This window comes from Pseudomonas sp. H1_D05 (assembly GCF_054682705.1).
On sequence record NZ_CP162825.1, the window covers coordinates 335540 to 358072 of the forward strand.

At 60.1% G+C, this 22533-nt stretch carries 16 protein-coding genes and 2 pseudogenes; 14 read left to right on the plus strand and 4 right to left on the minus strand.

Going from position 1 to position 22533, the window contains the following annotated elements; all coding sequences use genetic code 11:
* Nucleotides 1-158 precede the first annotated feature (158 nt).
* Both AB4O11_RS01610 and edd read right to left on the minus strand, forming a co-directional pair.
* Nucleotides 159-1112, minus strand: coding sequence for a glucokinase (locus AB4O11_RS01610; protein ID WP_460129928.1), 954 nt, complete (start codon nucleotides 1110-1112; stop codon nucleotides 159-161).
* Entirely contained in the window at nucleotides 1109-2935 is a 1827-nt protein-coding gene (gene edd / locus AB4O11_RS01615) for a phosphogluconate dehydratase (RefSeq protein ID WP_460129930.1), read from the minus strand. The genes AB4O11_RS01610 and edd overlap by 4 nt, the downstream gene beginning before the upstream one ends.
* A gap of 220 nt (nucleotides 2936-3155) precedes the next feature.
* Here edd and gap point away from each other — a divergent pair, with 220 nt between their 5' ends.
* The 9 genes and pseudogenes from gap to AB4O11_RS01660 all read left to right on the plus strand — a co-directional run bounded on the left by gap (nucleotide 3156) and on the right by AB4O11_RS01660 (nucleotide 13831).
* A complete protein-coding gene (gene gap, locus AB4O11_RS01620; protein ID WP_034153396.1) occupies nucleotides 3156-4157 on the plus strand; it encodes a type I glyceraldehyde-3-phosphate dehydrogenase in 1002 nt (333 codons plus the stop codon).
* Nucleotides 4158-4357: 200 nt separating this feature from the next.
* Nucleotides 4358-4876 carry an RNA polymerase sigma factor gene (locus AB4O11_RS01625; protein ID WP_093430467.1) on the plus strand — a complete coding sequence of 173 codons (519 nt, stop codon included), beginning with the start codon at nucleotides 4358-4360 and terminating at the stop codon, nucleotides 4874-4876.
* A 125-nt stretch (nucleotides 4877-5001) separates the two neighbouring features.
* Nucleotides 5002-5967 (plus strand): FecR family protein, encoded by a 966-nt coding sequence (locus AB4O11_RS01630; protein WP_460129932.1) that lies wholly within the window; start codon nucleotides 5002-5004, stop codon nucleotides 5965-5967.
* A gap of 122 nt (nucleotides 5968-6089) precedes the next feature.
* Nucleotides 6090-8675 carry a TonB-dependent receptor gene (locus AB4O11_RS01635; RefSeq protein WP_460129934.1) on the plus strand — a complete coding sequence of 862 codons (2586 nt, stop codon included), beginning with the start codon at nucleotides 6090-6092 and terminating at the stop codon, nucleotides 8673-8675.
* Nucleotides 8676-8786: 111 nt separating this feature from the next.
* Nucleotides 8787-9383, plus strand: coding sequence for a biliverdin-producing heme oxygenase (locus AB4O11_RS01640; RefSeq protein WP_460129936.1), 597 nt, complete (start codon nucleotides 8787-8789; stop codon nucleotides 9381-9383).
* 167 nt (nucleotides 9384-9550) lie between these two features.
* The gene (locus AB4O11_RS01645) at nucleotides 9551-9961 is read left to right on the plus strand and encodes a YbaN family protein (protein WP_460129938.1); all 411 of its coding nucleotides are present in this window, start codon (nucleotides 9551-9553) and stop codon (nucleotides 9959-9961) included.
* 463 nt (nucleotides 9962-10424) lie between these two features.
* Nucleotides 10425-11384, plus strand: a pseudogene (locus AB4O11_RS01650) (methyl-accepting chemotaxis protein); the annotation flags it as partial.
* 378 nt (nucleotides 11385-11762) lie between these two features.
* A pseudogene (locus AB4O11_RS01655) lies at nucleotides 11763-12290 on the plus strand (methyl-accepting chemotaxis protein); the annotation flags it as partial.
* Nucleotides 12291-12481: 191 nt separating this feature from the next.
* Entirely contained in the window at nucleotides 12482-13831 is a 1350-nt protein-coding gene (locus AB4O11_RS01660; protein ID WP_460129940.1) for a CoA transferase, read from the plus strand.
* Nucleotides 13832-14299: 468 nt separating this feature from the next.
* Here AB4O11_RS01660 and AB4O11_RS01665 read toward each other — a convergent pair whose 3' ends face one another.
* Complete coding sequence (locus AB4O11_RS01665; protein WP_460129942.1) at nucleotides 14300-15163, minus strand: DNA-3-methyladenine glycosylase family protein; 864 nt, start codon at nucleotides 15161-15163, stop codon at nucleotides 14300-14302.
* Nucleotides 15160-16587, minus strand: coding sequence for an arginine-ornithine antiporter (gene arcD / locus AB4O11_RS01670; protein WP_460129944.1), 1428 nt, complete (start codon nucleotides 16585-16587; stop codon nucleotides 15160-15162). Before arcD (AB4O11_RS01670) ends, AB4O11_RS01665 begins: the two co-directional genes overlap by 4 nt.
* A 440-nt stretch (nucleotides 16588-17027) precedes the next feature.
* On the opposite strand from arcD (AB4O11_RS01670), the gene arcD (AB4O11_RS01675) reads away from it, so the two are divergent.
* From arcD (AB4O11_RS01675) to AB4O11_RS01695, 5 genes are all read left to right on the plus strand, one after another.
* On the plus strand, nucleotides 17028-18455 hold the full coding sequence (gene arcD / locus AB4O11_RS01675) for an arginine-ornithine antiporter (protein WP_460129946.1): 1428 nt from the start codon (nucleotides 17028-17030) through the stop codon (nucleotides 18453-18455).
* A 33-nt stretch (nucleotides 18456-18488) separates the two neighbouring features.
* Complete coding sequence (arcA, locus tag AB4O11_RS01680; protein ID WP_116255073.1) at nucleotides 18489-19745, plus strand: arginine deiminase; 1257 nt, start codon at nucleotides 18489-18491, stop codon at nucleotides 19743-19745.
* A gap of 69 nt (nucleotides 19746-19814) precedes the next feature.
* Nucleotides 19815-20825, plus strand: a complete 1011-nt coding sequence (locus AB4O11_RS01685) for an ornithine carbamoyltransferase (protein WP_008086805.1) — start codon at nucleotides 19815-19817, stop codon at nucleotides 20823-20825.
* Nucleotides 20826-20966: 141 nt separating this feature from the next.
* Nucleotides 20967-21896, plus strand: a complete 930-nt coding sequence (arcC, locus tag AB4O11_RS01690; protein WP_034153407.1) for a carbamate kinase — start codon at nucleotides 20967-20969, stop codon at nucleotides 21894-21896.
* Nucleotides 21897-21958: 62 nt separating this feature from the next.
* The gene (locus AB4O11_RS01695; RefSeq protein ID WP_093430478.1) at nucleotides 21959-22321 is read left to right on the plus strand and encodes a DUF5064 family protein; all 363 of its coding nucleotides are present in this window, start codon (nucleotides 21959-21961) and stop codon (nucleotides 22319-22321) included.
* The last annotated feature ends 212 nt before the right edge of the window (nucleotides 22322-22533 follow it).

Here is a 22533-nt window from a genome sequence, read left to right on the forward strand (position 1 = left end):
TGTTGGAATTGGGGCGGATTATGCCTGATGAACCGATCGTTCCCACGCTGATCGTTCCCACGCTCTGCGTGGGAATGCCTCTGGGGACGCTCCGCGTCCAGTGACGCGGAGCGTCACGGGCTGCATTCCCACGCGGAGCATGGGAACGATCTCACGCTTCAGCCTGCCTGTTCCAGAGCCACACCCGCGCCCATCAGTCCGGAATACGGCGCTGTCACCAGCCACACCGGGATGCCTTTGAAGTAATCGCTCATGCAGCCTTTGTCAGCAAAGCTGCGGGCAAAACCGCTTTCGAGGAAGAAATCGGCAAACCGGGGAATGACACCACCAACGATGTAAACCCCACCTCGGCCCCCGGTAGTCAGCACGTTGTTGCCGGCCACACGGCCGAGCCAGCAGCAGAACTGCTCCAGCACTTCCAGGGCAATCGGATCACCCGCAAGACCGGCCGCCGTGATCGCTTCCGGGGTATCAAGCGTTGGCTCGTGCCCATCCACCGCACAGATCGCCCGGTAAACCCGTGGCAAACCGCCGCCGCTCAACGCAGTTTCCGCGCTGACATGGCCGATTTCGTTGTGGATGTGCTGCCACAGCTGCGTTTCACGCGGGCTGCTCAACGGCAGATCAACATGCCCGCCCTCGCCCGGCAACGCCGCGAAACGGCCCTCGCCAAGATCGAGCAAGGTGCCGACGCCAAGGCCAGTGCCCGGGCCGATCACCACCGCCGGGCGCAACGGCTCCGGCGCGCCCTCGCAGACCACGCGGAATTCGCCGGGCTGCAAACGGGTCATGCCCAGCGCCATCGCCGAGAAGTCGTTCACCAGCAACAACTGCTCGACCTGCAAGGTTTTGCAGAACGCTGTGCGACTCAAGCGCCAGTGATTGTTGGTGAATTTGAATTCATCACCACTGACCGGACCTGCCACGGACAAGCACACCGAACCGATCGAACCAGGCGCCAGACCGAGCCCGCTCAGATAGAGGCTGATTGCCTCTTCCGGGCTGGCATGGTCGGCCGTGGCCAGCACCTGAACCGATTCCAGTTGCTGGTTTTTCCACAACGCAAACCGCGCGTTGGTGCCTCCGATATCACCGACCAAAGCCAGTTTCAATTAAGCGTCTCCAGGGCAGAAGTGAAGGCGCTGGCGCCCTGCTCCGCCGAGCTGAAGGCCATGCGCATGAAGCCAAACAGTTCGCGCCCGCTGCCGATGTTGTTGCCCAACAGGCCTTTGGCGGGTTCGCGCGCTGCAAATTCGGCGGCGTCGACCTTCAGTTCCAAGGTGCCTTTGACGCCATCGACGCGGATGATATCGCCCTCTTGCACGCGCGCCAAAGCGCCACCGACATAAGCTTCCGGGCTGACGTGAATCGCTGCGGGGATTTTCCCCGAGGCACCGGACATCCGCCCGTCGGTCACCAGCGCGACTTTGAAGCCGCGATCCTGCAGCACACCGAGGAACGGCGTCATCTTGTGCAGTTCCGGCATGCCATTGGAACGCGGGCCCTGGAAGCGCATCACGGCGACAAAATCCTTCTCCAGCAAACCGGCCTTGAATGCATCGGCCAAGTCCTGCTGATCCTGGAACACCATGGCTGGCGCTTCGACGATCTGGTTTTCCAACGCGACCGCAGAAACCTTCATCACACCGCGACCGAGGTTGCCCTCCATTACGCGCAGACCACCCTCCGCCGAGAACGCACGCGCCACTGGACGCAGGATGTTTTCGTCGAGGCTGTCCGTCGGGCCTTCGCGCCATACCAACTGGCCGTTATCGAGGAACGGCTCTTTGGTGTACTGGCTCAAGCCGTGGCCGAGCACGGTGTTGACGTCTTCGTGCAGCAGGCCGGCGCCGAGCAGTTCGCGGATCAGGAACGACATGCCGCCAGCCGCCTGGAAGTGATTGATGTCGGCTTTGCCGTTCGGGTAAACGTGGCTCAGGGTCGGCACGACTTCGGAGAGGTCGGCCATGTCCTGCCAGGTCAGTTGAATGCCCGCCGCCATGGCGATGGCCGGCATGTGCAGGGTGTGGTTGGTCGAGCCGCCGGTGGCGTGCAGCGCAACAATCGAGTTGACCAGCGACTTCTCGTCGACGATTTCACCGATCGGCATGAAGTTGCCATTTTGTTTGGTCAGACGCGTCACTTGGTGCGCGGCTTCACGGGTCAGCGCATCACGCAGCGGCGTGTTCGGGTTGACGAAAGAGGCGCCCGGCAAGTGCAGGCCCATGACTTCCATCAGCAACTGGTTGGTGTTGGCGGTGCCGTAGAAGGTGCAGGTACTCGGGCTGTGGTAGGACTTCATCTCCGATTCCAGCAGCTCTTCGCGGGTGGCTTTGCCTTCGGCGTACTTCTGCCGCACGTCGGCTTTTTCCTTGTTGGAAATCCCCGAGACCATCGGCCCACCCGGGACGAAAATCGTCGGCAGGTGACCGAAACGCAGCGACCCCATCATCAGGCCCGGCACGATCTTGTCGCAGATGCCGAGCATCAGTGCGCCGTCGAACATGTTGTGCGACAGCGCCACGGCGGTCGACATGGCGATCACTTCGCGACTCGGCAGGCTCAGTTCCATGCCCGGCTCGCCTTGGGTCACACCGTCGCACATCGCCGGCGTACCGCCAGCGAACTGGCCGACCGAGCCGATTTCGCGCAGGGCATTCTTGATTTGTTCCGGGAACACTTCGTACGGCTGGTGCGCCGAGAGCATGTCGTTATACGAAGAAACAATGGCGATGTTCGCCGAGTTCATCATCCGCAGGCTGTGCTTGTCTTCGCTGCCGCAACCGGCCACGCCGTGGGCGAAGTTGGCGCATTGCAGCTTGCCGCGCATCGGCCCGTCGGTGGCGGCGCCGCGAATCAGTGCAAGGTAAGCCTGACGCGTGGCGCGGCTGCGGGCGATAAGCCGTTCGGTGACCTCAAGGACGCGGGGATGCATGTGTAGAACTCCAGGCTAACGGATGTGGCGACCTGATTGTCTATGCTGATCAAACGCCGTTGTTGTTGGAATGACAGACGGCTTTTTTGACCATTCGGACCAGTTGATTCAGGTCACTCGTTGTAGATAAAACAAAATATTGCCACTAAAAAGGCTTGTTTTCTATTTTTATGCGAATAATCTTGTAATTCCAACAACAAAACGACGGCGGCGCTGTTCCATGACTCTTCGAATCGCAATCAATGGTTTTGGCCGCATCGGCCGTAATGTCCTGCGCGCACTGTATACCCAAGGCTATCGACAGGATCTGCAGATCGTCGCCATCAATGATCTGGGCGACAGCTCGATCAATGCTCATCTGCTCAAATACGACACCGTTCACGGCACGTTCGACGCTCAGGTCGAGCATGACAACGAAAGTCTGACCGTCAACGGCGACCGCATTGCGGTCAGCGCGATTCGCAACCCGGCCGAATTGCCATGGGCGGCGGAAAAGATTGATGTGGTGTTCGAATGCACCGGTCTCTTTACCGATCGCGCCAAAGCGGCCGCGCATATTACTGCCGGCGCGCGCAAAGTGATCATCTCGGCGCCGGCCAAAGGTGCCGACGCCACGGTTGTATATGGTGTGAACCACGACATTCTGCGCCAGTCGCACCAGATCATCTCCAACGCTTCGTGCACCACCAACTGCCTGGCGCCAGTGGCGCAAGTGCTGCACCGCGAGCTGGGGATCGAAAGCGGTCTGATGACCACCATTCACGCCTACACCAACGATCAGAACCTCACTGACGTCTATCACACCGACCCGTACCGCGCGCGCTCGGCCACGCAGAACATGATCCCGAGCAAGACCGGCGCTGCTGAAGCAGTGGGCCTGGTGCTGCCAGAACTGGCGGGCAAACTGACCGGCATGGCCGTGCGCGTGCCGGTGATCAATGTGTCGCTGGTGGACCTGACCGTGCAGCTGAAAAAAGAAGCCAGCGCCGAGGAAGTCAACGCGCTGATGAAAGCTGCGAGCCAACATTCGAAGATTCTCGGCTTCAACACCCTGCCGCTGGTGTCCAGCGACTTCAACCACAATCCGCTGTCGTCGATCTTCGACGCCAACCACACCAAGTCCAGCGGCAAACTGCTGAAAGTGCTGGCCTGGTATGACAACGAGTGGGGCTTCTCCAACCGCATGCTGGATAACTGCCTGGCGTTGTGTAACGCCGAGTAATCTCAAGTAATCCCCCTATCCCTGTGGGAGCGAGCTTGCTCGCGAAAGCGGTGGGTCAGTCGCTAGTTGAATTGGCTGACACGACGCCTTCGCGAGCAAGCTCGCTCCCACAGGGTTTCGATTTCAATTTGAAATCAACACTTGACCATTCGACTAGATGATAAGCATTATCATTCGCTTGAAATCGATCAGGTCCTCCCGTGAGTCAATCGCGCTTCAACCACGTCTTCCTCACCCAGCGCACTTCACTGCTGCGTACGCTGGAACGGATGGTCAACAATCACAGCACCGCTGAAGACCTGTTGCAGGAGACCTACCTGCGCGTGACGCGGGCGTTGAGCGAGCGGGCCATCGATCACCTCGAACCTTTTGTCTTCCAGACCGCACGCAATCTGGCGCTGGATCACTTGCGTGCGCGCAAGATCCATTCGCGAACCATGGTCGATGATGTGCCGCAGGATGTCGTGCACAGCGTCGCCGCCCCTGCCAGCAGCGCCGAAGACGCCGCCCACGCCGAACAGATGCTGGAGCGCCTGAACGTGAGCCTCAGTCAACTCAGCCCCCGCCAGCAACAGATTTTCATCCTCAGCCGTTTGCACGGAAACAGTTATCAGGAAATCGCCGATGAACTGAACGTTTCCCTCAGCACCGTGCAAAAGGAACTGAAGCTGATCATGAGCATTTGCATCGGCGTCGCCGAGCGTCTGAATGGCGACTGAGGTCGTAGGCCTTTTCTGTAAGTGCCAGGATCGACTGCACGGATCATCGGGCTTTGTTACCCTTGCCCGACTTTTACGCTTCACTTAAAAAAACAGCCGTGCGCAGACACTGCCGAGGAAACACCGTGACGGACACCCACCGCTCGCCTTCGCCGGATTCGGTGCAGGACGCTGCCAACGCAATGGACCAGGCTCTGGACTGGCTCATCGTGCTCGGCAGCCCGGACGAGGAGCAGACCCGGCAATTTCATGCCTGGCTGGCGGCCGATCCGTTGAATGCCGAAGCGTTCGCCAAGGCCCAGGCGATCTGGGATGGCCCGCAAGTCGCACAGTGCGCGCAAAGCCTGGCGGCCAAACCTGCGAAGGTCACTTTTCTCAAGCGTCTGCGTCCGCACTGGAAACCACTGGCCACTGCCGCCGTGCTGATCCTCGGTTTGTTCAGTTTCAGCAATTTGCCGATGCGCCTTCAGGCCGATCACCTCACGGTGGTTGGCGAGCGCCAGCGTCTGCAACTGGAGGACGGCTCGAAAGTCCTGCTCAATACCAATTCGGCATTCTCCAGCACCATCAACGATCAACAGCGTGTTGCCCGGTTGTTTCAGGGCGAAGCGTTTTTCGAGATCGCCAGCGGCCGCAGTCAACCGCTGGAAATCGATGCCGGCCCGGTCACCGCCAGCGTGCGCGATACCGCGTTCGCCGTGCGTTATCTCGATGGCGTCGCGCAGGTCAATGTGCAGCGCGGCGACGTCGATTTGCGCGCCACGCACAACGACGCCCGCGTGCGTCTGACTGCCGGCGAAAGCATCCGCATCGGCCCCAACGGTTTCGACCGCCCGGCCAAACTCGATGCCAACACGGACCTGGCCCGGGTCCAAGGCCGACTGGTGTTCGAGAACTGCCCGCTGAATCAGGTGCTGGCCGAGTTGCGCCGCTACTATCCGGGCTGGATCATCAACACCAACGAGCAGTTGGCCGACGTCGCCGTAACCGGCAATTACCGACTCGACCAGCCGCTCGACGTGGTCCGTTCCCTCGCGCACATCACCTCGGCGCAACTGAAAGAATTCCCCGCCTTGGTCATCCTGAACTAAATGAGAATTATTTTTACTCGATAGCCAACGTCAGTACGTCTCGTTATAGCCAATGCAATTGATTCGCAACACGCGAAGCCAATCAGCCCCTATAAAGATTCGTGCGACACGGAGCGCTATCGATGTCCTCACGCCTTACCCGCCAGACCTCCTCCCCTTCCCGCCTGCTGTCGCTGCTGACCGCTGCCATCCTGATGGCCGGTGCTGCGCCGCTGATGGCTGCGACCGAACAACCGTCGCGCAACATGGGCGATTACTCGTTCGCCATCGGCCAGCAGCCGCTGGTGTCGGCGCTCAATGCCTTCACCGCCGTGACCGGTTGGCAGGTTGGCTTGCCGGCAGAATTGGGTCAGGGCGTGTCGTCACCGGGCGTGCGTGGCTCGCTGCCACCGGAAAAAGCCCTCGAGCGTCTGTTGGTGGGGACCAACCTGAGCTTCCGCAAAATCAGCAACAACAATGTCGTGCTGGAAAAGCGCAACGCCAGCGGCACGCTCAATCTGGATCAGGTGACCATCAGCGCCACCCGTCAGGAGCAGTCGGTCAACAGCGTGCCGGCCACTGTCACCGTGCAGACCCGTCAGGATCTGGACCGCAACAACGTCAACACCATCAAGGATCTGGTCCGCTACGAACCGGGTGTTTCCGTCGGCGGCGCCGGCACCCGCGGCGGCATCAGCGGCTATAACATTCGCGGCATCGACGGCGACCGCATCCTGACTCAGGTGGATGGCGTCGAAGTCCCGGATGGTTTTTTCAACGGTCCGTACGCCAAGACCCAGCGCAATTACGTTGACCCGGAAATCGTCAAACGCGTGGAAATTCTCCGTGGCCCGGCCTCGGTGCTGTACGGCAGCAACGCCATCGGCGGCGCCGTCAGCTACTACACCCTTGATGCCGACGACATCATCAAGCCGGGCAAAGACGTCGGTGCGCGCCTGAAAACCGGTTACAGCTCCGCCGATGACAGCTGGCTGAAGTCCGCCACCGTCGCCGGCCGTGCCGACCAGTTCGACGGCTTGCTGCACTACAGCCAGCGCGACGGTCACGAGACCGATTCCTACGGCAGCAACAACGGCACCGGTCTGGAACGCACCGCCGCCAACCCGGAAGACGTCAACGCCTACAACGTGCTGGCCAAGATCGGCTGGAACTACAACGACGATTCGCGTCTGGGCCTGACCTACGAAAAGTACAAGGATGATCGCGACACCGATCAGAAGAGTGCTTACGGCGGGCCGTACTTCAACGGCGCCCCGACCATCCCCGACAGCGTGCTGCCCGGCGGCATGTACCAGTGGCGCACCGGCAACGACACCATCACCCGTGAGCGTTTCGGCATCGAGCACTCGTTCGCCCTCGACAGCCTGCTGGTCGACAACGTGAAGTGGAGCCTCAACCACCAGATCGCCAAGACCGACCAGAGCACCACCGAGTTCTACTACCCGATCACCCGTAAGGTGCTGCGTACTCGCGACACCATTTACGAAGAGAAACAATGGGTCTTCGATGCCCAACTGGACAAGGCGTTCGCCATTGGAAACACCGATCACGTACTGACTTACGGCACCACCCTCAAGCAACAGAAGGTCACCGGTTCGCGCAGCGGTGACGGCACTTGCCTGGCCGTCGGTCGCGGCTGCAGCGCCATCGGTGCGACCAGCACCGCTGACGTGTTGGCCAAAGCCACCGACTTCCCGGACCCGACCATCAACACCTACAGCGTGTTCGCTCAGGATCAGATCAGCTGGAACAACTGGACCTTCCTGCCGGGCCTGCGCTACGACTACACCCAGCTCAAGCCGCACATCACCCAGGAGTTCCTTAACACCGTGGCAGCGGATGGCCAAGGCACAGTCAGCGACGAGAACAAAACCTGGCACAAAGTCTCGCCGAAATTCGGCCTGACCTACGCCCTGACCGAGAACTACACCTGGTACGGTCAGTACGCTGAAGGCTTCCGCACCCCGACCGCGAAAGCCCTGTACGGCCGCTTCGAAAACACTACCACCGGCTACAGCGTGGCGCCGAACCCGGACCTCGAACCGGAAAAAAGCAAAAGCTACGAAACCGGTCTGCGCGGCAACTTCGAACACGGCTCGTTCGACGTGGCGGTGTTCTATAACAAGTATCGCGACTTCATCAACGAAGACGCTGTGACCCCGGGACGCAACGAGCTGACCTTCCAGTCGGCCAACATCAAGCACGCCACCATCAAGGGTGCGGAAGTCAAAGGTCGCCTGAACCTGGATGCGTTTGGCGCGCCGCAAGGCCTCTACACCCAAGGCTCGATTGCCTACGCCTACGGTCGCAACAACGACAACGGCGAGCCGATCAACAGCGTCAACCCGCTGACCGGCGTGTTCGGTCTGGGTTACGACCAGGACAACTACGGCGGCCTGCTGAGCTGGACCGTGGTGAAGAAAAAGGATCGCGTCGACGACAGCAACTTCAAGTCGCCGGATGGCGTCAGCAGCCAGTTCAAAACCCCGGGCTTCGGCATTCTTGATCTGGCCGGGTATTACAAAGTCACCGACGACGTCACCGTCAGCGGCGGCATCTACAACCTGACCGACAAGAAATACTGGCTGTGGGATGACGTGCGCGGTTACGACAGCGTCGGCGAAGCTTCGGTGACACAGCCGGCCAACCTTGATCGACTGACCCAACCGGGCCGCAACTTCGCGATCAATCTGATCTGGGACATCTGATCCGGCGAACCTCACGGCGCGTGTTCAGGCACCACGCCGTGAGGTTTTTTTACGCTTGCACGTCGCCTTGTTCGTCTCGTTATCAAGCGCCTCTTTTATCAAGGACATGTCATGACCACTTCGGAAAAAGCCCTGCGTTCGCAACGCTTGAATCAGATCACCAATGAACCGCACAGCAAACTCGATGCATTGGTGAAGGCACACGCGCCGTTCGAGACCCGCACCAACTTCGCCCGTTTTGTCGTCGCGCAGTACCTCTTTCAATCGGAACTGGTCGACCTCTACAACGACGCCGAACTGACCGCCATCGTCCCGGATCTGCCGGCCCGTTGCCGCGCCGAAGCGGCCAAGGCTGACCTCGCCGATCTCGACACTGAAGTGCCGACACCGGTGGCGGGCGCGGTGAAAAACCCGAGCAAGGCTCGCGCACTGGGCTGGCTCTTTGTCTCCGAAGGTTCGAAGCTCGGTGCGGCGCTCCTGATCAAACGCGCCGTGGCGCTGGAGCTGAGCGAAACCTTTGGCGCCCGTCACCTCGGCGAGCCTGAAGGTGGCCGTGCCGAGGGCTGGAAGAGCTTTGTGCGCACCCTCGACTCGCTGCAGTTCACTGCCGAAGAAGAAGCCGAAGTCGAACAAGGCGCGATCGACGCGTTCAACCGCTTCACCGTGTTGCTGGAACAGGCTTACGCCACCGAAGCCGAAATGGCCTGATCCCCAAAACACCACAAAACCCTGTGGGAGCGAGCTTGCTCGCGAAGACGGCGGCACATTCAACACTGATGTGACTGACCTACCGCTTTCGCGAGCAAGCTCGCTCCCACATGGGAACAGCGCAAGTCTGTAGAATCCCCATCTCGCCTCACAGCAATCCCGAGCCCATGCCGCAACCCGCCTCCTCGAAACTCGCCCGCGTGCTGTTCGGCCTCTTGGCCTACGTCAGCCTCGGCATCGGCCTGATCGCCATCGTCGTGCCCGGCCTGCCGACCACCGAGTTCATCCTTCTCGCCGCCCGGGCCGCAACCCGCAGCTCGCCGCGCCTGAGTGCCTGGCTGGAAAACCACCGGCTGTTCGGGCCGATCCTCAGCAACTGGCGCAACGGCAAGATCATCGCGCGCAAGGCCAAGGTCAGCGCCACGGTAAGCATGTTGCTGTGCGCCACGTTGATGCTGGTGATGCTCGATCACGGCTGGCCGGTTTATCTGGCGATTGCCGGAATGAGCCTGGGCAATCTGTGGATCTGGTCGCGCCCGGAATCCATTCGGGTCTGCACTGACCCGTCTTCACACTGAAACATCCCTGTAATTAATCCCCTTTTCAGCACTTTCCCCTGCGCAAACGTTTAGCGCTGACCGTTCGTCGGCACGCGACTCATGCCCTCTGCTCCCGCGCCGATGAGCATTGAATGGCGCTGAATGGATTTGGCGAACCGGGTAGCTCCTGCCCGAATGCCACCCGTTTATTCATTCGCGAGATCGCCCCATGTTCGACGCTCTGTCCATTCGCCTGAAAATCGTCCTGCTCTCCGGCCTGTGCCTGCTCGGTGTGGTCGCGCTGATCGTCGGCATGAACATTTACCAGACCAATCAGAACGACGAACTGGTCAGCAACTCCAGTAACCAGTTGCTCACCGCCAGTGTGCAGAATCTGTTGCAAGCCAAAGCCGCCGAACAAGCGGTGCGGGTGCAGAAAACCTTCGGCGAAAGCCTGACGGTGATCACTGCCGTAGCGGATCAGATCAAGGACATGCGTGTCATGGCCGCCAAGCGTTCGCTGGACGCCGGCGCCTTGCGTGAAGAGTTGAACCTGAGCCTGAAAACCGCTTTTGAGCGCAACGACAAAGTGCTCGGCATCTGGCTCGCCTTTGAACCCAACGGCCTCGACGGCAAGGACAGCGAGTTCGTCAACGACGCCGCCCGCCAATCCAACGAAGCCGGGCGTTTCGCGACTTACTGGAGTCGCGCCGCCGGTGCCTCGCTGAACACCATCATGGTCGAAGAAGACCTGACCAAAACCACCCTCAGCGTCAGTGGCACGCCCTACAACAGTTGGTACACCTGCCCTCGCGACAACAAGCGCACCTGCCTGCTCGATCCTTATGCCGACACTGTCGGTGGCAAGGAAATGCTCATGACGACCATTTCCGTGCCGTTGATTGTCGACGGCAAAGCCATCGGCGTGGTCGGTGTCGACATCGCCCTCGACGCCCTGCAAGCGGCGGCCGTGGATTCCCAGCGCAACCTGTTCAACAACGCCGGGCATATGCTGATCGTCTCTGGCAGTGGCGTGCTCGGCGCCGACAGTTCCGATGCGACCAAGGTCGGCAAGAAAATCAGCGACACCCTCGGCGCCGATGGCAAGGATGTGCTGCAACTGCTGACCTCCGGCACACCGAAGATTCTTGAACAGGGCGACCTGATTCGCGCCGTTTACCCAGTCGATCCGATTGGCAACTCGCGCGCTTGGGGCGTGGTCATCGACCTGCCGAAACAAGTGCTGCTGGCCGACTCGGTCAAGCTGCAAGCGGTACTCGACAATGCTCAGGAAACCGGTGTGATCACTGCGCTGCTGGTTGCCGTGGTCGCCGGTCTGGTTGGCCTGCTGCTTATCTGGCTGACCGCGTCCGGCGTCACCCGGCCGATCAACAGCGTCGCCGAAATGCTGAAGAACATCGCCAGCGGCGAAGGCGATCTGACTCAGCGGCTGAACTACAGCAAAAAAGATGAACTGGGCGAACTGGTGAACTGGTTCAACCGCTTCCTCGACAAGCTGCAACCGACCATCGCACAGATCAAACAGAGCATCACCGAAGCACGCGGCACCGCCGACCAGTCTTCGGAGATCGCCCGCCAGACCAGTGAAGGCATGCAGGTGCAATTCCGCGAGATCGACCAGGTCGCCACCGCGTCAAACGAAATGAGCGCCACCGCCCACGACGTCGCCAACAGCGCCTCCAACGCGGCCAATGCCGCGAAAGGTGCCGACCAGTCGGCCAGGGATGGCATGTCGATCATCGAGCGCAGCACCCGCGACATCAATCAACTGGCCGACGAAGTCAGCAAAGCCGTGACCGAAGTTGAAGCGTTAGCAGTCAACAGCGAGCAGATCGGCTCGGTGCTGGAAGTGATCCGCAGCATCGCCGAACAGACCAACCTGCTCGCCCTCAACGCAGCGATCGAAGCGGCCCGTGCCGGTGAGAGCGGTCGTGGTTTCGCGGTGGTTGCCGACGAGGTGCGCAACCTGGCCAAACGTACGCAGGATTCGGTGGAAGAAATTCGCATCGTGATCGAGCGCATTCAGACGGGAACGCGTGGCGTGGTCGCGACCATGCATTCGAGCCAGACCCAGGCGCACAACAACGCCGGGCAGATTCGTCAGGCGGTCGATGCACTGGGCAAGATCAGCGACGCGGTGACGGTGATCAGTGACATGAACCTGCAGATTGCCAGTGCGGCCGAGCAGCAAAGTGCGGTGGCCGAAGAGGTCAATCGCAATGTCTCGGCGATTCGCACCGTCACCGAGACGCTGACCGGACAAGCCACTGAGTCGGCGGCGATCAGCAGTCAGCTCAATGCCCTGGCCAGTCAGCAGATGAAATTGATGGATCAGTTCCGCGTCTAAGCCACACCGTTGAACCCTGTGGGAGCGAGCTTGCTCGCGAATGCGGTCTGCCATTCAATGATGATGTTGAATGTGATGACCTCTTCGCGAGCAAGCTCGCTCCCACAGTGGTGAGTGTTCACCCGCTGGCGTTTTCATCTGACTCGAGATTGTTTTGCACTATCATCGCCCTCTCTTCCGGAGGGCCTTCGATGACTGATCTGCTCACGTCCATTCAAGCCGCACTCGGCTTGCCGCACACGCCGATTCCCTTCACCGCACAGGGCGCCCTGCCTTCGGCATTCGCCGTCACCGACCTGGCCTGCGCCAGCATCGCCACGACCGGTCAGGCTGTCAGCGAATTGCTCCGGCAGCAGACCGGTCAGCGACCTGACGTTGAAGTCGATCGTCGATTGGCCTCGTTCTGGTTCGCCACATCAATCCGTCCCATCGGCTGGCAAGTCCCGCCACTGTGGGATCCCGTCGCTGGCGACTATCAGACCCGCGACGGCTGGATCCGTCTGCACACCAATGCCCCGCATCACCGCGCCGCCGCTGAACGAGTGCTCGGTGCCTGCGCCGACCGTGGAGCGATGGCTGCCAAAGTCGCGCAATGGGCGAGTACGGATCTGGAGCAAGCGGTGGTCGAGGCCAAGGGCTGCGCGGCCGAGATGCGCAGTTGGACGCAGTGGCAGACGCATCCGCAGGGGCTGGCGGTGAATGCCGAACCGTTGGTGCATTTCCTGGATTCGTCGGATGAGAACAACCCAGCGTGGCAAGGCTCGGTGGCGCAACCGTTGGCGGGAATCAAGGTGCTGGATCTGACACGCGTGCTCGCCGGCCCCTCCGCCAGCCGTTTTCTCGCAGGCCTTGGCGCCAACGTGTTGCGCATCGATTCCCCGACCTGGAATGAGCCTGGTGTCGTTCCGGAAATGACCCTCGGCAAACGTTGCGCGCGGCTGAACCTGCATGATCCGGTTGATCGTGCGGTGTTCGAAGGATTGTTGAAAGACGCTGACATTCTGCTGCACGGTTACCGCGCCGATGCGCTGGAGAATCTTGGTTTCGGCGTTGAGCGCCGTCGCCAGCTCGCGCCGGGCCTGATCGACGCCGGCCTCAACGCCTACGGCTGGAGCGGCCCGTGGCAGAACCGTCGAGGTTTCGACAGTCTGGTGCAGATGAGCAGCGGCATCGCCGAGGCCGGGCAGCGCTGGCAGCAGGCAGACAAACCGACGCCGTTGCCGGTGCAGGCGCTGGATCATGCGACCGGGTATTTGCTGGCGGCGAGTGCGCTCCGCCTGTTGACCGAGCGTTTGAACACGGGTCGCGGTGGCTCGGCGCGGTTGTCGCTGGCGCGGACGGCGAAGTTGTTGATTGAATCTGGGCCGGGTACGAGTGAGGTATTGCGGGCGGAAGATGAGCGGGATCAGGGCTCATTTCTGGAACAGACCCCGTGGGGCCCGGCGCATCGCTTGCAGGTACCGGTGAAGATCAGCGGCACACCGATTCAGTGGGCGTTGCCGGCTACAGAACTGGGTTCGCATCATCCACGGTGGAATTAAAAGCCCCTCACCCTAACCCTCTCCCAGAGGGAGAGGGGACCGATTGGGGGATATTCGAGAGATTCACCGACTTGAACGAATATCGGTGAATCCCTGATCAACTCGGTCTTTCAACTCGATGGGCAGCGCAAGACACCACGGTCGGCCCCCTATCCCTCAGGCAAAAGGGACTGATTGGGGGATATTCGAGAGATTCACCGACTTGAACGATTGCCGCTGAATCCATAATCGACTCGGTCTTGCAGGTCGATGTATAGCGCAACACACCTCGGTCGGCCCACTCTCCCTCCGGGAGAGGAACTGATTGGGGGATATTGAAGAGACTCACCGACTTGTACGATTGGCGCTGAATCCATAATCGACTCGGGCTTTCAGGTCGATGGACAGCGCAAGACACCTCGGTCGGCCCCCTCTCCCTCCGGGAGAGGGCTGGGGTGAGGGCTGCAATTTCAAGCCGAGCGATGATGATCAATCTGCCCGGCTCAAAGATGTCCACAACAGTTGCGCCGCGTACCCCCGATACGGCCGCCACGCCTCAGCACGTAACGACAATTCCCGCGCTGTCGGCCGCTCGCCTTCCAGCACTTCCAGTGCCCGCAACAACCCGACATCGCCGGTCGGAAACCCATCCATATCCCGCAACTGCCGCAACGCAATGTACTGCGCCGTCCACTCGCCAATCCCGTGCAACGCCAACAACCGCGCCACGCCACCCTCGCGATTAGGTTCAAACAATGAAGGCTCATCGAGCAACGCCTGCGCCACACCCGACAGCGTCCGCCCGCGACTTTTCGGCATGCCCAGCGTTGCCAGATCTGCCGCCGCCAACACGCCCACCTCGGGAAACACGTGAGTCAGCCCCGGCACGCCCGAATCCAGCGGCGCGCCATATTGCGCCACCAGTTTCCCCGCCAGGCGAATCGCCGCAACCACGGTAATCTGCTGCCCGAGCACCGCGCGAAACGCCAACTCCAAGCCATCCCACGCCCCGGGAATCCGTAATCCCGGCCGCTCGGCAATCAACCGCGCCAGCAACGGATCATTCGCCAGATGCGCATGCATCACCGCCAGATCCGCATCCAGATCAAACATCCGCCGCAACCTGACAACGATCTCGGGCACCACCAACGGATCAGGAAAATCCAGCTCAACGGCCAAGGCATTCCCTGCCTCAGGCCAAATTGAAACCGTGCCATGAAGCCCGTTCAAACCGATGCTGCGTGAATACACACCATCGACCACGACCTCCATCCCGACCACCGCCCGTGCCGCGAGAAACCCCAGCATCGCGTCCCAGTCATACGGCAGCGCATTCGCAAGCGCCAACCTCACAACGACAACACACCGCTGTACAACCCATACGCCGCCAGCCCCGCGCCGATGATCACGCAGGTGAAAATGCCTTTCTCGACATGAGTGAACAACGGCTCGCCCGCCTCACGCTTGGCCTTGGCAAACAAAATCACCCCTGGCGCATACAACAGCGCCGACAGCAGCAAATACTTCACCCCACCGGCATACAACAACCACACCGCGTAACCGAGGGCAATGCCACCGATCAGCAGATCCTTGGTGCGCTCGGCCGAGGCATGTTCGTAGGTTTCGCCACGCCCGCTGAGCAGAACCGCGTACGCCGCCGACCACAAGTACGGCACCAGAATCATCGACGACGCCAGATAAATCAGACTGGTGTAAGTGCCCGCCGAAAACAGCGTGATCAACAGGAAGATCTGGATCATCACGTTGGTCAGCCACAACGCATTGACCGGGACGTGATTCTTGTTTTCCTTTTTCAGAAACGCCGGCATGGTCTTGTCCTTCGCCGTGGCGAAGAGAATCTCCGCACACAGCAGCGCCCACGACAACAACGCACCGAGCAGTGAAATCGCCAGGCCAATGCTGATCAGCAACGCACCCCACGGCCCGACGATGTGCTCGAGCACCGCCGCCAGCGACGGGTTCTGCAGATTGGCCAATTCCGGCTGGCTCATGATCCCCAGCGACAGCACGTTGACCAGCACCAGCAGCGCCAGCACGCCGATAAAACCGATCACCGTGGCGCGGCCGACGTCGCTGCGTTTCTCCGCCCGCGCCGAGTACACACTGGCACCTTCGATGCCGATGAACACGAACACGGTGACCAGCATCATGTTGCGCACCTGATCCATTACCCCGCCGAAATTCGGGTTGCTGGTGCCCCAGATGTCGCGGGTAAAAATGTCAGCCTTGAACGCCACCGCCGCGATAACGATGAACATGATTAGCGGTACGACTTTGGCCACCGTGGTAAGTTGATTGATCAGCGCCGCCTCCTTGATCCCGCGCATCACCAAAAAATGCACGGCCCACAGCAGCACCGACGCGCAGCCAATAGCGATCGGCGTATTGCCTTGGCCAAACACCGGAAAGAAATAGCCGAGGGTGCTGAACAGCAGCACGAAATAACCGACGTTGCCCAGCCACGCACTGATCCAGTAACCCCAGGCGGACGAGAAACCCATGTAGTCGCCAAACCCGGCCTTGGCGTAGGAATAGACGCCCGAGTCCAGTTCCGGCTTGCGATTGGCCAGGGTCTGAAAGACGAACGCCAGAGTCAGCATGCCGATCGCGGTAATCCCCCAACCGATCAGAATCGCCCCGGCATCGGCGCGCGCCGCCATGTTCTGCGGCAGCGAGAAAATCCCCCCGCCAATCATCGAACCCACCACCAGGGCGATCAACGCGCCTAATCGCAGCTTTTGCGTCGGTTGCGACATTTCAGTTTCCCTTTGAATGTGTGGTGAGAATTTGGTTTTAAAGACGATTAACTAAACGGATAAAGGTAGATGACGTTTATCAAGTAACGCCAATTAACGCCCATTTATATATAGCCGATGACGCTAACGCCCTAGCACGCTAAGTCGGTTTTGTGCGCTGATCCCGATAATTCAATTCTGTACTGAAAACAGAGACAGAAAATTTGCCAAAAGCTGAAAAAGAACTAGCGTGATAATTCGAAAGTAATAATAGCCATTCCCAAAGATGTAGCCACAACGCCTCTAGGACGGGCCTTGCGGGCAGGAGCTTTATGCCTTCAGCCGAAGCCTAAGTCATTCATTAACAATGGAATGTGACCATGCACTGATCTACGTCAGCTGTTTGAACAGACAACAGAACTACGCTGTGATCTCTTCTCTCCTGCAATGGAGTCATGCAAATGTCTGAAGCTCCCGGAAAACTACGACTAGGTGCACTGGTTGCATTGGTAGTCGGTTCAATGATCGGTGGCGGGATATTCTCCTTGCCTCAAAACATGGCCGCCAGCGCCGACGTCGGTGCGGTACTTATCGGTTGGGCCATCACCGCTGTCGGCATGCTCACCCTCGCTTTTGTCTTTCAAACCCTCGCCAATCGCAAACCTGACCTGGACGGTGGTGTCTACGCCTACGCCAAGGCCGGATTTGGCGATTACATGGGTTTCTCGTCCGCTTGGGGTTACTGGATCAGCGCCTGGCTGGGTAACGTCGGTTACTTCGTTCTGCTGTTCAGCACTCTCGGCTATTTCTTTCCGGTTTTCGGTGAGGGCAACACCGTTGCTGCGGTGATTGGCGCCTCGGTGCTGCTGTGGGCCGTGCACTTTCTGGTGCTGCGCGGGATCAAGGAAGCGGCGTTCATCAACCTGGTGACCACGGTCGCCAAGGTCGTACCGCTGCTGCTGTTCGTACTGATTGCGGTGTTCGCCTTCAAACTGGACATCTTCACCGCCGACATCTGGGGCATCAAAAATCCGGATCTGGGCAGTGTGATGAACCAGGTGCGCAACATGATGCTGGTCACCGTGTGGGTGTTCATCGGTATCGAGGGCGCGAGCATCTTCTCCGCCCGCGCCGAAAAACGCTCCGACGTGGGTAAGGCCACCGTGATCGGCTTCATTACCGTGCTGCTGTTTCTGGTGCTGGTGAACGTGCTGTCGCTGGGCATCATGACCCAACCGGAACTGGCGAAACTGCAGAACCCGTCGATGGCCGCCGTACTCGAGCATGTGGTCGGTCACTGGGGCGCGGTGCTGATCAGCGTCGGTCTGATCATCTCGCTGCTGGGGGCGCTGCTGTCGTGGGTGCTGCTGTGTGCGGAGATCATGTTCGCCGCTGCCAAAGACCACACCATGCCGGAGTTCCTGCGCAAGGAAAACGCCAACCACGTACCGGTCAACGCGCTGTGGCTGACCAACGCGATGGTGCAGATTTTCCTGATCATCACGCTGTTCTCGGCCAGTACTTACCTGTCGCTGATCTACCTCGCCACTTCGATGATTCTGGTGCCGTACCTGTGGTCGGCGGCCTATGCCCTGCTGCTGGCGGTGCGCGGCGAAAGCTACGAAGGCTTCGCGGCCGAGCGGCGCAAGGATCTGATCATCGGCGGCATCGCGCTGATCTATGCGGTCTGGCTGCTGTACGCCGGCGGGATCAAGTACCTGCTGCTCTCAGCCCTGCTCTATGCCCCCGGCGCGATCCTGTTCGCCAAGGCCAAGCTGGAACTCAAACAACCGGTTTTCACTAACGTCGAGAAGCTGATTTTCGCCGCAGTGGTCGTGGGTGCCCTGGTGGCGGCCTACGGTCTCTACGACGGCTTCCTGACTCTGTAACCCCTGATTGTTTTGTTATCTGGAGGATCTGAAATGACCACGGAAAAAGTTAAGTACGGCGTCCATTCCGAAGCCGGCAAACTGCGCAAAGTCATGGTGTGCTCCCCAGGTCTGGCCCATCAGCGGCTGACCCCGAACAACTGCGATGAACTGCTGTTCGACGACGTGCTGTGGGTGGCCCAGGCCAAGCGCGACCACTTCGACTTCGTCACCAAGATGCGCGAGCGCGGCATCGACGTGCTGGAAATGCACAACCTGCTGACCGACATCGTCGCCATCCCGGAGGCGCTGGACTGGATTCTCGAGCGCAAGGTCACTGCCGATTCGGTGGGCCTGGGCCTGATCAACGAAGTCAAATCCTGGCTGAAAAGCCTGGAGCCACGGCACATCGCCGAATTCCTCATCGGTGGCGTGTCGGCCGATGATCTGCCGGACAGCTTCGGCGGCAAGATCATCGAAATGTACCGCGACTTTCTCGGCCATTCGAGCTTCATTCTGCCGCCGCTGCCGAACACTCAGTTCACCCGCGACACCACCTGCTGGATCTACGGCGGCGTGACGCTGAACCCGATGTACTGGCCAGCGCGCCGTCAGGAAACCCTGCTGACCACCGCCATCTACAAATTCCACCCGCAGTTCACCAATGCCGATTTCGAGATCTGGTACGGCGACCCGGACAAGGATCACGGCAGCTCTACCCTTGAGGGCGGCGACGTGATGCCGATCGGTAACGGCGTGGTGTTGATCGGTATGGGCGAACGCTCATCCCGCCAGGCCATCGGCCAACTGGCGCTGAACCTGTTCAAGAACAAAGCCGTGGAAAAAGTCATCGTCGCCGGCCTGCCGAAGTCCCGCGCGGCGATGCACCTGGACACCGTGTTCAGCTTCTGCGACCGCGACCTGGTGACAATTTTCCCGGAAGTGGTGAACCAGATCGTCGCCTTCACCCTGCGCCCTGACGAAAGCAAACAGGGCGGCATCGACATCCGCCGCGAAGAAGGCACCTTCCTCGACACCGTGGCCAAAGCCCTCAACCTGCCGAAGCTGCGCGTGGTGGAAACCGGCGGCAACAGCTTCGCCGCCGAACGCGAGCAATGGGACGACGGCAACAACGTGGTGGCCGTGGAACCGGGCGTGGTCATCGGCTACGACCGCAACACCTACACCAACACCCTGCTGCGCAAGGCCGGCGTGGAAGTCATCACCATCAGCGCCGGTGAACTGGGCCGAGGCCGTGGCGGTGGCCACTGCATGACCTGCCCGATCATCCGCGACCCGATCGATTACTAAACGACCATCTCCCCGGCCGCACACACCCCGTAGCCGCCGGGCCGATTACCGAATCCAAGGAGAATCATCATGGCGTTCAACATCCACAACCGTAACCTGCTCAGCCTCGAACACCACACCCCACGTGAGCTGCGTTACCTGCTCGACCTGTCCCGCGACCTCAAACGCGCGAAATACACCGGCACCGAGCAACAACACCTGAAGGGCAACAACATCGCCCTGATCTTCGAAAAAACCTCGACCCGTACCCGTTGCGCGTTCGAAGTGGCGGCCTATGACCAAGGCGCTAACGTAACCTACATCGACCCGAACTCGTCGCAGATCGGCCACAAAGAAAGCATGAAAGACACCGCCCGCGTGCTGGGGCGCATGTACGACGCCATCGAATACCGTGGCTTCAAACAGGAAATTGTCGAAGAGCTGGCCAAGTTCGCCGGTGTGCCGGTGTTCAACGGCCTGACTGACGAGTACCACCCGACGCAAATGATCGCCGACGTGCTGACCATGCGTGAACACGCCGACAAGCCGATCCACGAAATCAGCTACGCCTACCTCGGCGATGCGCGCAACAACATGGGCAACTCACTGCTGCTGGTCGGCGCCAAACTCGGCATGGACGTGCGCATCTGTGCACCGAAAGCCCTGTGGCCACTGGATGATCTGGTCGAGCGTTGCCACAAATATGCCGAAGAAAGTGGCGCACGTATCACCCTGACTGAAGACCCGAAAGCGGCGGTCAAAGGCGTCGACTTCATCCACACCGACGTTTGGGTATCGATGGGCGAGCCGGTGGAAGCCTGGGCCGAGCGTATCCAGCAACTGCTGCCGTATCAGGTCAACGCCGAACTGATGAAAGCCAGCGGCAACCCGCGCACCAAGTTCATGCACTGCCTGCCGGCGTTCCACAACAGTGATACCAAGGTCGGCAAACAGATCGCCGAGCAGTATCCGCACCTGAAAAACGGCATCGAAGTGACCGACGACGTGTTCGAGTCGCCAGCCTGCATCGCCTTCGAGCAAGCGGAAAACCGCATGCACACGATCAAGGCGATTCTGGTCTCGACCCTGGCTGATCTGTAACCACTGCTGATCCATGATCGTTCCCACGCTCCTGCGTGGGAATGTATCCCGTGACGCTCTGCGTCACAGCGGACGCGGAGCGTCCGTGGCGGCATTCCCACGCAGAGCGTGGGAACGATCAACACGAAAAGGACATGCATTATGCGTATCGTCGTAGCGCTGGGCGGTAACGCCCTGCTCCGCCGTGGTGAACCGATGACCGCTGACAATCAGCGCGCCAACATCCGCATCGCCACCGAGCAAATCGCCAAGATCCATCCCGGCAACCAACTGGTCATCGCCCACGGCAATGGCCCGCAAGTCGGCCTGTTGTCGCTGCAAGCGGCGGCCTACACCTCCGTCACCCCTTACCCGCTGGACGTGCTCGGTGCCGAAACCGAAGGCATGATCGGCTACATCATCGAACAGGAACTGGGCAATCTGCTCGATTTCGAAGTGCCGTTCGCCACCTTGTTGACCCAGGTGGAAGTCGACGCCAAGGATCCGGCCTTCCAGAACCCGACCAAACCCATCGGCCCGGTCTACGACAAGGCCGAAGCGGAAAAACTCGCCGCCGAAAAAGGCTGGGCGATTGCCCCGGACGGCGACAAATTCCGCCGCGTGGTCGCCAGTCCACGGCCAAAACGCATCTTCGAAATCCGCCCGATCAAGTGGCTGCTGGACAAGGGCAGCATCGTGATTTGCGCCGGTGGCGGCGGGATTCCGACCATGTACGACGAGAACCGTAACCTCAAGGGTATCGAGGCGGTGATCGACAAGGACCTGTGCTCGTCGCTGCTCGCCGAGCAACTGGAAGCCGACTTGCTGGTGATCGCCACGGACGTCAACGCGGCGTTCATCGATTACGGCAAACCAACGCAAAAAGCCATTGCCGAAGCGCATCCGGATGAGCTGGAGCGCCTCGGCTTCGCCGCCGGCTCGATGGGGCCGAAGGTGCAGGCAGCCTGCGAATTTGCGCGCCATACTGGCAAGGTTGCGGTGATCGGTTCGCTGGCGGACATCGAAGCGATTGTCCAGGGCACTGCCGGTACTCGCGTGACCACGGCGAAGCCGGGCATCACTTACCGATAATTAGAAACTCCGGGGGCAGACCGAGGGTCTGCCCTTCTCCCATGCCTTGAAAGGAGAAAACCATGGCCCAATTCGAACCCGGTCGCCTGCACATCGAGCGGCATGCGTTGACGCCGGATGACGTCAGTTACAACGTGCACCTCGACTATGAAGTGCTCAGCGATCCGAAAAAAGGCAAAGGGATACAGTTCACCCTGCATGGCAACATGCAGGGCAAGGACATGAAGGAAACGTTTTTCCTGCCCAAGGAAGAGGCTTACAACTTCGCCCGTGACGTGACCCGGATCGCCGAGAAGTACGGGATTCCCAAGGCTCACAGCCAGATCGGTTCGGTGCACAAGCATTACGATCTGATGTTTGAAGACATTCGGCAGAAGTTGAATATGCAATCCGGGGATCCGGTCAATCTTGAGCATTTCGAGTAACCCGCAAAAGCCCCTCACCCTAGCCCTCTCCCGGAGGGAGAGGGAACTGATTGGGGGATGCTCTAGAGTTACACCGACCTGACCTTGCTTTACCGAATCCATAATCGACTGGTTCTTTCAGGTCGATGTCAAACCTCAGACACCTCGGTCGGCTCCCTCTCCCTCCGGGAGAGGGCTGGGCGGGCGGCGTTTCCGATGAGGGTGCTTTTGCT